At 70.5% G+C, this 13,620-nt stretch carries 17 protein-coding genes; 13 read left to right on the top strand and 4 right to left on the bottom strand.

From position 1 onward, the window contains the following. Nucleotides 1–209 precede the first annotated feature (209 nt). Nucleotides 210–866, bottom strand: a complete 657-nt coding sequence (locus tag ACFV7Q_RS26530; protein ID WP_385431945.1) for an RNA polymerase sigma factor — start codon at nucleotides 864–866, stop codon at nucleotides 210–212. Between the two features lie 165 nt (nucleotides 867–1,031). On the opposite strand from ACFV7Q_RS26530, the gene ACFV7Q_RS26525 reads away from it, so the two are divergent. The 5 genes from ACFV7Q_RS26525 (at nucleotide 1,032) to ACFV7Q_RS26505 (ending at nucleotide 3,575) form a co-directional block, all read left to right on the top strand. Then, nucleotides 1,032–1,553 (top strand): Asp23/Gls24 family envelope stress response protein, encoded by a 522-nt coding sequence (locus ACFV7Q_RS26525; RefSeq protein ID WP_385431943.1) that lies wholly within the window; start codon nucleotides 1,032–1,034, stop codon nucleotides 1,551–1,553. A 63-nt stretch (nucleotides 1,554–1,616) separates the two neighbouring features. Next, entirely contained in the window at nucleotides 1,617–1,796 is a 180-nt protein-coding gene (locus ACFV7Q_RS26520) for a hypothetical protein (RefSeq protein ID WP_385431941.1), read from the top strand. Nucleotides 1,797–1,894: 98 nt separating this feature from the next. Continuing rightward, nucleotides 1,895–2,197, top strand: a complete 303-nt coding sequence (locus tag ACFV7Q_RS26515; RefSeq protein WP_385431940.1) for an Asp23/Gls24 family envelope stress response protein — start codon at nucleotides 1,895–1,897, stop codon at nucleotides 2,195–2,197. A 44-nt stretch (nucleotides 2,198–2,241) separates the two neighbouring features. Continuing rightward, nucleotides 2,242–2,922 (top strand): DUF6286 domain-containing protein, encoded by a 681-nt coding sequence (locus ACFV7Q_RS26510; protein WP_385431938.1) that lies wholly within the window; start codon nucleotides 2,242–2,244, stop codon nucleotides 2,920–2,922. 47 nt (nucleotides 2,923–2,969) lie between these two features. After that, nucleotides 2,970–3,575 carry an alkaline shock response membrane anchor protein AmaP gene (locus ACFV7Q_RS26505; RefSeq protein WP_385431936.1) on the top strand — a complete coding sequence of 202 codons (606 nt, stop codon included), beginning with the start codon at nucleotides 2,970–2,972 and terminating at the stop codon, nucleotides 3,573–3,575. Nucleotides 3,576–3,661: 86 nt separating this feature from the next. Here ACFV7Q_RS26505 and ACFV7Q_RS26500 read toward each other — a convergent pair whose 3' ends face one another. Then, entirely contained in the window at nucleotides 3,662–4,165 is a 504-nt protein-coding gene (locus ACFV7Q_RS26500) for a HEAT repeat domain-containing protein (RefSeq protein WP_385431934.1), read from the bottom strand. Between the two features lie 580 nt (nucleotides 4,166–4,745). Here ACFV7Q_RS26500 and ACFV7Q_RS26495 point away from each other — a divergent pair. The 5 genes from ACFV7Q_RS26495 (at nucleotide 4,746) to ACFV7Q_RS26475 (ending at nucleotide 7,287) form a co-directional block, all read left to right on the top strand. Next, a complete protein-coding gene (locus ACFV7Q_RS26495) occupies nucleotides 4,746–5,156 on the top strand; it encodes a VOC family protein (protein WP_385431932.1) in 411 nt (136 codons plus the stop codon). A gap of 165 nt (nucleotides 5,157–5,321) precedes the next feature. Beyond that, complete coding sequence (locus ACFV7Q_RS26490; RefSeq protein ID WP_385431930.1) at nucleotides 5,322–5,843, top strand: helix-turn-helix transcriptional regulator; 522 nt, start codon at nucleotides 5,322–5,324, stop codon at nucleotides 5,841–5,843. Nucleotides 5,844–5,848: 5 nt separating this feature from the next. Further along, the gene (locus ACFV7Q_RS26485; RefSeq protein ID WP_385431928.1) at nucleotides 5,849–6,295 is read left to right on the top strand and encodes a hypothetical protein; all 447 of its coding nucleotides are present in this window, start codon (nucleotides 5,849–5,851) and stop codon (nucleotides 6,293–6,295) included. A gap of 67 nt (nucleotides 6,296–6,362) precedes the next feature. Beyond that, complete coding sequence (locus ACFV7Q_RS26480) at nucleotides 6,363–6,848, top strand: iron chaperone (RefSeq protein ID WP_385431927.1); 486 nt, start codon at nucleotides 6,363–6,365, stop codon at nucleotides 6,846–6,848. A 208-nt stretch (nucleotides 6,849–7,056) separates the two neighbouring features. Continuing rightward, nucleotides 7,057–7,287 (top strand): hypothetical protein, encoded by a 231-nt coding sequence (locus ACFV7Q_RS26475; RefSeq protein ID WP_385431925.1) that lies wholly within the window; start codon nucleotides 7,057–7,059, stop codon nucleotides 7,285–7,287. A gap of 221 nt (nucleotides 7,288–7,508) precedes the next feature. Here ACFV7Q_RS26475 and ACFV7Q_RS26470 read toward each other — a convergent pair whose 3' ends face one another. Then, nucleotides 7,509–8,546: a PP2C family protein-serine/threonine phosphatase gene (locus ACFV7Q_RS26470; protein WP_385431923.1), complete on the bottom strand. Its 1,038-nt coding sequence runs from the start codon at nucleotides 8,544–8,546 to the stop codon at nucleotides 7,509–7,511. Nucleotides 8,547–8,946: 400 nt separating this feature from the next. Here ACFV7Q_RS26470 and ACFV7Q_RS26465 point away from each other — a divergent pair, with 400 nt between their 5' ends. The 3 genes from ACFV7Q_RS26465 (at nucleotide 8,947) to ACFV7Q_RS26455 (ending at nucleotide 12,812) form a co-directional block, all read left to right on the top strand. Further along, nucleotides 8,947–9,747 (top strand): class I SAM-dependent methyltransferase, encoded by an 801-nt coding sequence (locus tag ACFV7Q_RS26465; RefSeq protein WP_385431921.1) that lies wholly within the window; start codon nucleotides 8,947–8,949, stop codon nucleotides 9,745–9,747. Nucleotides 9,748–9,992: 245 nt separating this feature from the next. Beyond that, nucleotides 9,993–10,715, top strand: coding sequence for a DUF6461 domain-containing protein (locus ACFV7Q_RS26460; RefSeq protein WP_385431919.1), 723 nt, complete (start codon nucleotides 9,993–9,995; stop codon nucleotides 10,713–10,715). 885 nt (nucleotides 10,716–11,600) lie between these two features. After that, nucleotides 11,601–12,812 (top strand): serine hydrolase domain-containing protein, encoded by a 1,212-nt coding sequence (locus tag ACFV7Q_RS26455; protein ID WP_385431918.1) that lies wholly within the window; start codon nucleotides 11,601–11,603, stop codon nucleotides 12,810–12,812. Between the two features lie 148 nt (nucleotides 12,813–12,960). On the opposite strand, the gene ACFV7Q_RS26450 is transcribed toward ACFV7Q_RS26455, so the two are convergent. After that, a complete protein-coding gene (locus ACFV7Q_RS26450; protein ID WP_385431916.1) occupies nucleotides 12,961–13,413 on the bottom strand; it encodes a hypothetical protein in 453 nt (150 codons plus the stop codon). Nucleotides 13,414–13,620 lie beyond the last annotated feature (207 nt).

Here is a 13,620-nt window from a genome sequence, read left to right as displayed (position 1 = left end):
GACGCCTTCACGGCAGTAGGGGCACTGGGCGGTGTGCGGATCCGCCGCGCTGACCGGGTCGCGGGCCTGTTCCCAGGCCCGGCCGAGGGGGCGTCCGCAGGGCAGCAGCTCCGCGCCGGCGAGCATCTCGGCGTCGGAGACCATGAACGGTTCGGCCATGGTGCCACCCGCGGTCTCAGGACCATCGCCGGAGGGGAGGTGCGGATCGTCTAGCGCCATGGGCGCATCGCCTCCATCAGAGCGCGTCGTGCACGGAAGAGTCTGCCACGCACTGTTTGTTCGCTGCGGCCCACCACCTGGGCGATCTCTTCGTAATGCAGACCGTGCAGCTCCCGCAGGACCCAGCACACGCGCAGCTCCGGCTGGAGTTCCAAGAGCGCCCGCGCCAGGGCGGCCGCCGCTGCGTCCGACTCAGCCACCCGGGGCGGTGAGCTGTGCGCATCCGCGGCAGCGGGTTCGGGGACGCTGTCCAAGGGCAGAGGACGAGACCGGTGACGCATGGTGTTGAGGCAACGGTTCGCGACGATGCGGTACATCCAGGTGCCGAACGAGGCGCCATGACGGAATTCCGGCAGCCGCCGCCAGGCGCTGAGCAGAGCGTCCTGGACGGCGTCCTCAGCATCGGCTCGGTTACCGAGCAGATGCTGGGCCAGGGCGAGCAGGCGACTGCTGTGCCGGCGGACGAGGACGGCAAAGGCATCGTCATCCCCTTCGGAAGCCCGGACGGCCAGCACGTCGTCGTCCAGGTCATCGGGCGCTTCCCCGCTCGTCGCGGCGCGGGCGAGCGGCCGCCGGCCCGGCCGGAGCGGGAGGTCCGCCCCGTGCAGGGGCTGGGGCAGGGGCGGGGGTGTGGTCCGGTTGCGCATCCGCCGCTCGCTTTCTGCCGAAGTCGGTCGTCGCGGCCTGCACACGCACTCTTCGATGGTATGGGAAGGGCGCCGGCGCGTCCGGAGTGACGAATGCGCTGCGGGTGTGTCTAAAGCTGTGGGGCACCGTACCGGCGCCCGGGACGGACACCATGGGAGGTCCTCATGTCGGACACCATCAACCCCACCGGGCAGGGGAACGAGCCGCGCTCCGAGGGGACGGCCCCCGTGAGCCGCACCGGCGGGGAGCCGCGGGCTGCCGGCCAGTCCAAGGGCGACGCCGGCGCCGGGACGGCTCCGGAGGCACGGGGCCGGACGACCATTTCCGACAGCGTGGTCGAGAAGATCGCGGGCATGGCCACCCGCGAGGTGCGGGGCATCTACAGCCTCGGCTCCGGCATGGCCCGCACGCTCGGGGCGGTGACGGACAAGGTCCCCGGCGGCCGGTCCAGCGTGAGTCGCGGCGTGAAGGTCGAGGTGGGCGAACGGCAAGCCGCCATCGATCTCGACGTGGTCGTCGAGTACGGCGTTTCCATCGTGGACATCGCCGCCGACACCCGAACCAGCGTCATCACGGCCGTGGAGGGCATGACCGGACTGGAGGTCGTCGAGGTGAACATCGCCGTGGACGACGTCCACCTCCCCGATGAAGAGACCGAGGAAGACGGCGAAGGCCGCGTGCAGTGATCCGCAACCCGCCCCGGCAGGGCCCGGGCGAGCAGCGAACGACGTGAAGAACAGGTGAGTGAGATGAGCGCAGCAACCGCAGGCCTGCTTGCTGGTATGGCCCTGGGCTTCGCCGCATTCTTCGGCGGGTTCTGGGCGTTCCTGCTCGTGGCGTTCTTGGGCCTGGTGGGCCTGATGGCCGGCCGCATGCTGCAGGGCGACCTGAAGATGTCCGACTTCACGGGTTCCCGGGACCGGCGGTGACCTCACGACCTGCCGCTGCTTCGCCCGCGGGAGCAGCACCCCCGACCCCGTCGGTCATACCGGCGGCCGAACGCGGCGCCACGGTGATACCGGAAAGGGTGGTGGCACGCATCGCGGTCCGCGCCGCACGGGAGGCCCTGGCCGAACACGCCGCCACCTCGCCTCGTCAGGCGGAGCTGGCCCCGCCGCGGGCCTCCGCCACGGTCGGGGGCGGAACAGCGAGGCTGGGCCTGACCATGGACCTGCCCTACCCGACCAACCTCGCCGGTGCCTCCCGCGCGGTACAGGACCACGTCAGCAGACGGGTCTCCCAATTGACCGGGTTGCGCATCACCGAGGTCACCCTCGCCATCGAGCACCTGGTCCTCTCCGACGGGCTGGAACACCGACGTGTGCAATGAGCCCGACGGCGGTCCCCTCGGGTTCCTCGGGAAGGAGAGCCGGCATGAACCGGGACCAAGACCCCCCGGCCGGGACGGAGCACCCCGCCGGCATCGACGAGGTCACTTCCCGCACGGTCGGACAGCTGACGAAGCAGCCTCCGGTCGGCCCGGACCCCCGTAGCGCGCACACCCCGCGCAGCACGCACACCACGCGTCGCCCGTGGTCCCCACGACGGATCCCCGCCGCCCTCACCGCCCTGCTCATCGCGGCCGCGGCCGGAATCCTCCTGTTCGACATCGCAAGGGTTCGCGCGGGTCAGCCCGCCGCCGCCTGGCGCGTCCGCCTCGCCGACGAACTGGCGACCCGCCCGCTGGATGACCTGTGGGTCCGGATCGGCGCCGCCGTCATCGCCGTCCTCGGCCTCTGGCTGATCGCGCTGGCGGTGACCCCGGGCCTGCGTCACCAGTTGCCCCTCAAAACCCCCGACGCGCAGGTGCGTGCCGTACTGGACCGCGAGGCAGCGGCTTTCCTCCTGCGGGACGCCGCCATGCGCGTCCCCGGCGTCAGCGGCGTCAGGATCCGCATGGGCCGGCACCGCATCGGTACGCGCGCGGACGTGCGTTTCCGTGACCCGGCCCGAGTCAGGGCTGATCTCCTGGCCGCCCTGGGAGAAGAACTCGACCGGCTCACCCTCGCCCACCCGCCTTCGCTCGCCGTACGGGTCCGAACACGCCGGAAGTGACACGTCCGGAGGCCCCACCGGCGGGCAAGAGACAGGAAACGGATCCCATGAAGAGGAAATCCGCAGTCAACCGGTTCCTGCTGGCCCTGACAGGAGTGGTCCTGCTCGGCACGGGCGTCCTGGTTCTGGCGGGCGGCTTCGATCTGTACCGGCGCGCGGGCCTGACACCGGCCGGGGGCTGGCCCCTGACCACTCCCCGCGACGTCCTCCTCGACGACGCCGCCCGCACGCGCTGGACGGGAGAAGCATGGTGGTGGCCCGCGGTCATCGCCGCCCTGACCCTCATCGTCCTGCTCGCCTTGTGGTGGCTGCTGGCGCAACTGCGCCGCACCCACCCCGGCCGCATACCCCTCGGGGAACCGCCCGAGCTGGAGGGAGTGGAACTGCACGACCGTGCTCTCGGCGACGCCCTGGCCGCAGACGCCGGGCAGCAGCCCGGCGTCCAACGGGCCCGGGCCCGGCTGGACGGCTCCCACGGACACCCGGAAGCCCACCTCCAGCTCACCCTCGACCCCGACAGCGAACCCGGTCCCGTCCTCCAACGGCTGTGCGACGGTCCGCTGGATCGCGCCCGCCGATCAACGGGCCGGACCCGACTCCCCGCGGAAGCGCGGCTGCGGGTAACCCGGCACAAAGCCCACCGCGTCGAATAGCGCCCGTGCCCGACCAGCGCCCCTTGCCGCCCCGGCGAGTTCCCCGTCAACTCCCCGCACCTGGCCGGCCGGCCCATGCAGTTGCCTTACGGCGGGGCCACCTGAGCCCCGGAGCTACTGGGTCGCTCCTTCCCGAGCGGGCTCTGCCGGCTCCAACGCAGTTCGTTCACTGCCTCGGCCGCCGCCCTGCGCACCTCGGGGTGGGGGTGCTGGAGGAACCGCTCGACAACCGGCAGCGCCGCTTGGTCGTGAGTCGCGCCGAGGACGGCCAGGACGTAGTCCAGGAGCAAGGGTTCGAAGACGTCCGCACCGACGGCGAGCGGCTCCACCACCCGGTAGGAAAGCTCGTAGTGCGTGGAGGCGGTGCAGGCTGCGTGCAGCGCGGACTCCCGCACCGCGTAGCCCTCACCGGACAGCGCGACCGTAACGAGGCGCTCGACGACCTGCTCGGCATCACCCGGCATCAGGCGACCCGTCTCCAGGACGTCGCCGACGACATCGAGGCAGAGGTCCCGGCGGCCCGCATCGGAGCCGCTCAACTCCTTCCAGGCCGATTCGATCAATGCCGTCAGGCCCGGGTGTCCGTCCATGGCCAGAGCATAGGAGACGCACGTCGCCTGGCCTCAGGGACATGTGCGGGGGTCAGGGCGACGGAACAGCCTGTGCTCACGCCGGGGCTCCTTGATCGCACGTGGGCAGTCACGGTCGCGTCGAACCGGAAGGAGACGCGGTCGGCGTCCACGGCCGGGCGGGCGAGAGCCGCTGTGTGGGAGGCGGTGCCGCGGCAGATCGTGTACCGCAGCGGAGTCCGGCCTTCCCGTGCGGCTCGAAGGCCGGACCTCCTTGCCAGGTCGAGCCATCGGCCCGTGCGAGGGCCCAGCTGCCTGGGATGCCGCTGTCAGTACGCGTAGCACCCCTTCGTACGACTTCCGGCAGGAGTCGGCGGGACGGCTCAGCCCGGCCGTGCTTGGCTGTCGCCGCGTCGACCAGCTCGGTGGGGAACACCTTGGTCAGGATCCCGGTCCGCACCAACTGCTCTGCTCCCCACCCCGTCACACCCGGGCAACGTCCTCCGCAGCTCAAAAGCAACTGCATGGGTCGTGTCGAGGTGCCCGGATCGATCAGGAATCGAGAAGCGCGGTCCACGGAGCCGCCTCTAGTCTGCCCGTCATGAACATCACCATTCACACGACTTCACTCCCGCACGACGACCCTGATGCGTCGCTCGCCTTCTACCGCGACGTCCTCGGCTTCGAGGTCCGCAGCGACGTCGGGCAGGGCAGGATGCGGTGGATCACGGTCGGCCCGGCCGGTCAGCCCGACACGTCGATCCTTCTGGCGCCGCCGGCGGCCGACCCGGGGGTCACCGAAGACGAGCGCCGCACCATCACGGAGATGATGGCCAAGGGCACCTACGGCTGGATCCTTCTGGCCACCCCGGACCTCGACGCCACGTTCGAGAAGGTGCAGGCCGGTGACACCGAGGTCGTCCAGGAGCCGACCGAGCAGCCGTACGGCATCCGCGACTGCGCCTTCCGCGACCCTGCCGGCAACCTGGTCCGCATCCAGGAGCTTCGCTGACCGTGCCGCCGACCGTGCCGCCCGCCGCCCACCAGGGGCTGGGCCGGCCGGCTGGTCGACTCCGGCGTGCCGGTCATCACCATCGAGTGCCTGGGGTGCCTGCTGCAGCAGGCACCCCAGGCACTCGGGAACCTCGATGGAAGACGAGGAAAGGGGAGTGTTCTCATGTGTCAGCCCGAGTGGCGACGCGCACGCGTCCAGGCACAGCGCCTGACCGATCTCGCGCGGCTGCGCCGCGTCCGCGACCGGATCGACAGGGAGTACGCGCAGCCGCTGAACGTGGAGGCGCTCGCCCGCGACGAGCACATGTCCGCCGGGCATCTCAGCCGACAGTTCCGGGCCGCCTATGGTGAGTCACCGTACGCGTATCTGATGACGCGTCGCATCGAGCGTGCGACGGCGTTGCTGCGGCGGGGCGACCTCAGTGTCACGGAGGTCTGCTTCGCCGTCGGCTGCGCGTCGCTGGGCACGTTCACCACCCGCTTCACCGAGCTGGTCGGCATGCCGCCCGGGGCGTTTCGGCGCCAGGCGGCGGATGCGGCGGCCGACGACGCCGATGCTGCGGGTACGGCCCGCGATGCGGGGTCGGCGATCAAGGTGGAGGGGATGCCGGCGTGCGTGGCGAAGCAAGTCTCAAGACCGGTCAGGAATCGAGAAGCCCCGGCCGCCGAGCAGCCCCTAGCGTGATGGCCATGGCAATCACCACCGCCTCCGCATCCCACGCGTCCATCGCCGCCTTCGGAGTGGGAACGCGCGTACGCCTGCGGGCGTGCGAAGCACACTCCACCGGATTCCGCGGCTTCACCCTCGGCCTCCGGCCGGGCACCGGCTGCGAGGACACCGGACCCGTGGCGGGTCCACGGCTCCTCGGCCGGCGCGTCCCGGCGGCGCGAGTACACCGCGAACGGCCGGCTGCCGGAGGCCGCAGGTGCCTCGACGACGAGCTGGAGCTGCACGCCGCCCCGCTCCGGCAGCGTCAGCCGGCCGGCGTGCGGCTCGCCGGCCTGGCTCTCACGGTGTCCCGGCCGGTCAAGGTCGACAGCTTCGTCGGCCTCGCCAAGGACCTCGGCGTCCCCGCCGACGCCACCGGCTCGCGCCGCATCGTCCTCAGCGGCACCCCGGCCCCTGCCCTGTCCTGACCCCCGGCCCCGCGGCCCCGGCCCCACCCCCCGACCCGCCTCATCCCTGTACGAGAGGAAACCTGCCATGCAGTCCACGAAGTCGTCCGAGCCCGAGAACTCCGGCACGACCACCGAGCAGTACGACGGATTCACCGCCGAGGAGCGGGCCGCGATGAAGGCGCACGCACAGGAGCAGAAGAAGGCGGCGGCACGGCGCGGTTCGCGGGCGGAGAAGGAGGCGGCGGCGGAGCGGGACGTGCTCGCGAAGATCGCGGAGATGCCGGAAGCGGACCGGGTCCTCGCCGAGCGGATCCACGGCATCATCAGAACCGTCGCTCCGCACCTCACGCCCAAGCTCTGGTACGGGATGCCCGCGTACGCCAAGGACGGGAAGGTCCTCTGTCACTTCCAGAGCGCCCAGAAGTTCACGTCGAGGTATGCCACGCTCGGCTTCAGCGACCTCGCGGCCCTCGACGACGGCGGCACGTGGCCGACCGCCTACGCCCTGAAGGAGCTGACCGCAGCCGACGAACAGCGCATCAGGGCGCTGGTCGAGAAGGCGGCGGGCTGAGGCCCCCGGGGCACGACCAGCGACGAACGTGAGGGCCCTGGTCTCCCGAAGCTGCCGCGAGGTGAAGCGGGCGGAGGGCCCCCGCCGTACGACGAACACGACACGTACGACGAACACGACCACTGCGGGGGCCGTCGCATGCGGCGGTCCGGACCCGACCGGACACTGCCTGAGTGCGGCCCGGGGCCCCGGCCGCGACCCTGGAGCCATGACCGACGAGTCCGAAGTGACCCGAGTGACCATCCACCCTCCCGACGACCAGGGGCGCCGCCTGGTGACCCACGGGCGCGAGGAACTCGGCCGGGCGACCGGCGAGAGGGACGTCCGGGAGCTCCTCTACCGGGCAGGCATGGCAGACGCCGAGGACCTCGACCTCACCGACCCGGCCCTCTTCGACTGGCAGGGCGTCGGCCCCGAGTCCTGGGGGCCCGAGCCGTGACGGCTCCGTAGAACGGGGCCCTCCGCTACGCCGTTCGAGACGGCCGGACAGCGGCACAGGACGTCACGCCCGGGGGCGAGCCCCCTTCTCATCGCCCGTCCGCAATGCGCGGCCCCGGGCACGCCCTGCTGGTCGCCCATCGCCGCATGGACATGACCGTGGCGGCGTCGGGATGGCGACGACCGGCACGCGAGCGGGGCTGCTCACTGGAGCTGCGCGCCTCAGGGCACTCGCAGGCGTACGGCGAGGGCGGCGATGTCGTCGTCAAGGCGTCCTCTGCTGTAGTGGAGGAGGTCGCGGTGAAGGGCCGTGAGCAGTTCTCGGGGCGGTGTCGGGGGCTGTCGACGCATCCAGGCCGCCAGCGGGAAGAACTCGCCGTCGCGGGCGCGGGCCTCGGCGATGCCGTCCGTGTAGAGGAGGAGCAGGTCGTCGGGGGCGAAGTCGTAGGTGTCGACGGTGTAGTGCTCACCGATCAGCTCCGCGAGGCTCAGCAGCGGCGAGGGGGTGGCGGGCTCGAGCACACGGAGTTTCCTGCGGTTCAGGAGCAGCGGCGGGGGGTGTCCGCAGTTGAGGATGTGGATACGTCTGCCCTCGTGCGGGATCTCGACGAGAAGGGCGGTGGCGAAGCGTTCCATCGGCCCCTCGGGGGGAAAGGCGGCGTTGTAACGGGTACTGCTGGCGTCCAGCCTGCGTGCGACGTCGACCATGTCGGTCTCGGCGTAGGCCGCCTCCCGAAAGGCGTTCACGATCGCGGCGGCCGCCCCCACTGCCGGCAGGCCCTTGCCCCGCACGTCACCGATGAGCAGCCTGATCCCGTACGGCGTGTCGACCACCTCGTAGAAGTCCCCGCCGATGCGGGCCTCCGCCGCGGCCGCGAGGTACAGCGACTCGACCTCGACGTCCCCGAAGCGGCGTGGCATGGGGCTCAGCACCACCTGCTGCGCCGCGTCGGCGACGAGCCGCACCTGGAAGAGGGTGCGCTCCCGCTGGAGCCGCACATGGCTTCCGTACGCGGCGGCCACGGTGACCGCGATGATCCCCGCGGCCGTCCACCACGTTCCGAGATCGGGGAAGACGAGGCTGAGGCCGATCATCAGCACGAGGCAGACCGTCCCGAGCAGGACCGTGGGAAGCACCGGCCACATGGCGGCGGCGAGGGCCGGCGCCGCGGGCAGGAGGCGGCTGAAGGCCATCTCCGGCGGAGTGCTGTATGCCAGGCTGGCGATGACGACGGTCAGGATGACCGGCGACAGCCGCACAAGTCTTCCCGGGCCGGGGCGCCGACGGAGCCGCGGCCGTCCGGACTCGATCACACTTCACAGAATATCTACCTAATGCGGGCACAGCGCTCTGGCGCATCGGAGTCGGCTCCCGGCGCGGACCGCCCCGCCGCCTGCCGTACGCCGCCACCGCGCCTAAAATCGAACATGCGAATGAATCCTTGTGGCGGATCGGAGGTGGCCCCGGGAAGGAGATCACCCAGCAGGAGGCTTTCCCACCCCGGGCCAACGGCATCGAGGCGAGGCGTACCCGCACCAAGGGCCGTCCGGCGCGGCAGTCGGCGCAATGCCCGTTCCGAACGAGTGAGTTCCCTGGAGGACGCCGCCTGCGTGGTTAGCATCCGGAAGAGGGCAGTCCACGGATGGCACGGAGGCCGTCATGCAGCAAGGACCGCAAGGACCCGCATCCCGTCTGTCGGTGAACCGCTCCCGGATCGGCCACAAGGTGCGATACGCCCTGCGCCATCCCCGCCGCGTGGCGCCCCATCTGCGTCGCGCCGGCCGGAACGCGTGGCTGCGGCTGCGCCACCGCGGCGGCCACATCGCGTACTACCGTGCCGTGATGGCGTCCGACACCGCGCGAAGCCCGGAGGCGGCGGTCGGAGGCGCGCCATCGCGTGACCGCTGGCTGGCGATCGGACAGATGCAGTTCGACTACTTGCGGGAGCACGGGCTGCAGCCGCACGACCGGCTGCTGGAGATCGGCTGCGGCAACCTGCGGGCGGGCTGGCGGTTCATCGACCACTTGGAGCCCGGCCACTACTACGGGATCGACATCTCTCCCGACATCCTCATCGAAGCCAAGAAGACCATCGTCCGGTACGGCCTCCAGCACAAGCTGCCGTACCTGACGCCGGTCGACGACCTCACGCTGGACTTCCTCCCCGACGCCTCGTTCACCGTCGTGCACGCGCACAGCGTCTTCTCGCACTCGCCGCTGGAGATCATCGACGAATGCCTCGCACACATCGGACGGATCCTCGCACCCGGCGGCTTCTTCGACTTCACCTACGACCGCACGGAGACCCGCGAACACCAGGTTTTGGGGGAGGACTTCTACTACCGCACGGAGACGCTGGTCCGGTTGGCCGCGCGGCACGGTCTGACGGCCCGGTTCATGGACGACTGGGAGCGGTTGCCGCACGGCCAGTCGAAACTCCGCGTCACCCACGCGGCGTGACGCGACCAGCTGGCCGCGCCAGCCGCCGCCTTCCTCACACAGGATCAGGTCCACTCCTGTTGAACGTCTAGCCGCCACTCGCGTTCCCGGCGCGCAGCGCGTCCCGGGATCCGGGTAGCGGTCCAGTGAGCGACGGGTTTGTGGATGAAGCCGGTCAGCGCTGCGAGGACCTTCCTGCAAGGCCGCGAAGTTGAGCGGCTTCCAGAGAAGTCAACGTGTCAGTGGTCGCTGACAGGATGGGCCTCATGAACGCAGCCACAGCAGCCGACTTCGGCTGGATACGCTCCGCAGCCTCGGTGTTCCAGTACGCGCTGGAGATGGGATACACGCTGACGCTGGTCCGGGGAATCTCGCCGGCGGAACTGCTCAGAGTGGCAGGCGCAGGTTCTCGCGGTACGTGTGAGGGGGTCAGCGAGCTCATTGAGGAACACACGGAGGTCTTGTTCGGGTACGAGGACTCGCCGGAGTCCTTCCTCGCGGGAGCGTTCACCGTGCCCGGCGAGGGAGGAGACTGGACGCTCGCTCTGGAGTTCGGCGGCGACCTGGGCACGCGGCCGAGAATCATGGAGGCCCTCTCCACCGGAACACGGGCTGTCTCGCACTCGAGCAACGGGGGCAAGCCCATGGACTTCTTCCACTGGTACGAGGACGGGGAGTTGCGGACCACCTTCGAGTGGCCAGCGGACAGGACCGGGAGCACGCCCGATGAGCTGAACGCCCTCATGCTGGAGGTCGGTCTCAACCCAGCGGGTGACCAGCACCCAGACGTCGACACGAAGGCGGCTGTCTTCGCGCTGGCCGAGCGTCTCACCGGCGTACGCGTGACCGAGGAACTGCTGGCGCAGGCCCGGTACCAGACGGGCGAGGTCCCGGAGGAGCCGGTCGCGGACTGGGAGAGCGTCACCATCGATGTCATCGATGCCCATGGGGAGCGGACGTATGTGCAGCTGCGACGGGGTCAGCTCTGACACGACCTGTCACCACTGGTAGGCGGGAGTGATCCGCCGCGTTCTGTCCGAGTCTTGAGAGCCCTGTTGCACTCCCCGCCTGACTTCGCGGCCTTGGGCCCTACCGTCGAACGTTTCGCAGAGCGCGCGGCCTTGGACGGTGCTCGCGCCCAGGATGTCGGTGGCCGCACCGTTCTCGATGGCCGCGTTGGTGGGTATGACGACCCTGCCGAGGCCGAGGCGATGGTGAGCCTTTTCGGTGAGGATCTGGTCGAAGACGCAGGCCGCACCTGTCAGCCCGATGTGACCGCACGCGGCGAGCTCCCGGGTCGGCGGCCGGAATGCGCACGCTGGTGTCGCCGTCGGCGCTTTCAACGGTTGCTGTGCAACCGTCAGGCGCGCCCACGACGGACGGACGCAGGTCGCCGGCCATCAGGAAGCGGGGATCGGTCGGCTGCCACTCGGGCGAGCACCACGTCTCCATGACGTCCGGTTCCCGAAAGGCCTTGATCCGGGTGGCCGGTTCGGTGGTCGCGCCGACGAGCCCGCGGGCGGTCTCTACCTCGGCGTCGAGGCGTCGAGTAGGACGTGACGGACCGTCCGGGCCGGCAGCCCGACCTGGATGCTCAAGCCCCCACGGCACGTCCACCGGCTTCGGCGTCCGCCGTCACATGAGTCCAAGGGGGCCTGCGGAACAGATGGGTGGCGCCCTCCAGCAGGCCCGGCACGGCCGCCCTGACGGTCCGGACCGCACCAGGTGCGAAACCCTTGTCGATCTTGAGTAGGCTCGCGTCCGGGGGCCGGCCGACCTGCGAACGGCCCCCCATCACGAACTAGTTGAGGAGAACCGTGCGCCTGACCATCGACCGACGCCTCACTCTCGGTGCCGCTGTGCTTGCTGTCGCGATGACGGTGCCCCCGGCGTCCGTCGCCGTGGCCGCCCCCGCCCGCCCGGCAACGGCGCCCGCACCTGCCCCGGTGGCCCCGGACCTCGAGGGAATCACCCAAGCACTGCGCAACACGCTCACTGCCGGAGCACCCGGCGCCATGGCCCGCTTCACCGGACCCGACGGGGTCAGCAACCGCACCGAGGGGGTGCAGGACCGGACCACGGGCGCCGCCATGAATCCCGACTCCCGCTTCCGCGTCGGCAGCGTCACCAAGACCTTCTCCTCCGTCGTGCTGCTCCAGCTCGTCTCGGAGGGCAAGATCCGCCTGGACGACCCGGTCAACACCTACCTGCCGGGCCTGCTGCCGGACGACCGGATCACGGTGCGCCACCTCCTCAGCCACCGCAGCGGATTGTCCGACTACACGAACGCCATGTTCGCCCAGACCGTCCCCGGCTTCGAGTCCGTCCGCAACCGGGTCTTCACCTATCAGGAACTCGTCGACCTCTCGCTGCGCGAGCCCCGTACGACCGAGCCCGGTGTTTCGTACCGGTACTCGAACACGAACTTCGTCGTGGTGGGCATGCTCATCGAGAAGGTGACCGGCCGGCCGGTCACCAAGGCGTACGAGCAGCGCATCATCAAGCCCCTGAAGCTCAAGCACACCTCGTACGTCCACCCCGCCACCGCCATCAAGGGCCCCCACGCCCGCGGTTACCTGCACCCGGACGAAGAGGGTGCGCCGCTCGTCGACTCCACCGAGCAGACCGTGTCGTGGGCCCAGTCGGCCGGTGCGATGATCTCGACCGAGGCCGACCTCTCCACCTTCATGTCCGCCCTGTTGGGCGGCCGGCTGCTGCGCGCGGACATGCTGGACGCCATGCTCGCCGTTTCTCCGACCGACGCCACGAACACCCGCTTCTACGGCCTGGGCCTGCGCCGCTACGACCTCAGCTGCGGCACCTCCGTCTACGGGCACACCGGCACCGTGCAGGGCTTCTACACCTACGCGTTCACCACTCGCGACGGCCGGCGCAGCCTCAGCGCGATGGCGAACACGTCGAACCGCGGCGCCGCCAACACGGCCCTCGGCGGCACCCTCGAAGCGGCCTTCTGCGGCAAGAAGCCCGCGGCCGCGGGACCGGCCGCGCAGTCGGCCCCGTCCGCCGCCCAGCGCGGCTTCTCAGCCACCCCGAGGGCCGAGGCCGACCTCTTTGAGAACCGCTGACGGGGATCCCACACCCCCGGGCCGTGCCGCCAGGCTGGCGCACCGCTCCCCCCGAGGGCGGGGGGAGCGGTGCGCGGTGCATCGCACCGACGCGCACGCACCCCAGCCCGGAAGGCGACTGGGTCCGCCACCACAAGGCGGGCGCTCGTCAGACCTTCGGCCAGAAATCGAGCACATACCGCTCGCAACCGTACGCCGTGCCTTCGAGCTCTGTCGCACGCTCCACCTCTGCCCTGCCGGCACTGCGCACGCGGACCCTCCACGACCCGGGGCGGCCCAACCGAATCAGATCCGGCGAACGTCCTGGACCCCAGACCGCCACGTCACCGGAGATCGACTCGTAGTCAACCTCTCCCTGTGCTTCCCATACGCCCTCACCCAGCTCGGGCCGCGCATCCCAGACCCTGGCGGTGACCGAGGCCGTATGCGTGTGGCCTGCGCTGTACAGATCGAACCGGTGAAGGTGCTCCTGCAGGAACACACCCCACCTGAAGTCCCCGGGAAACGGCACCGGCACCACGCTGTCGTCCGACTCCTGAAACGCGAAGGAGTGGAACTCCACCCGCGCGTCAAGGTGCTGCTCGCTCATCAACGTGGCCACGGCCCGCCCACCTTCTGTCACGGCTGCTGCGCATGCAGTGCGAGCGTATGGCGGACCCGTTGCCCGAACGCCAGGGACCAGCCACATGGTGACCGCCGCCCTGGGCTCCACCGTCCGATCACCGGTCGGAGCAGGCCAGAGGGAACGCCGTACGCACTACGTGTCCCGCCCGGACCGAAAACCACACCCCGGTGAAAAATCCCGAGC

It is taken from the genome of Streptomyces sp. NPDC059851 (genome assembly GCF_042732005.1).
In the GTDB taxonomy this organism is placed as follows: Bacteria; Actinomycetota; Actinomycetes; order Streptomycetales; family Streptomycetaceae; genus Streptomyces.
The sequence above is the reverse complement of the archived record's forward strand: the minus strand, read 5'-3'. Positions and strand labels throughout refer to the sequence as shown.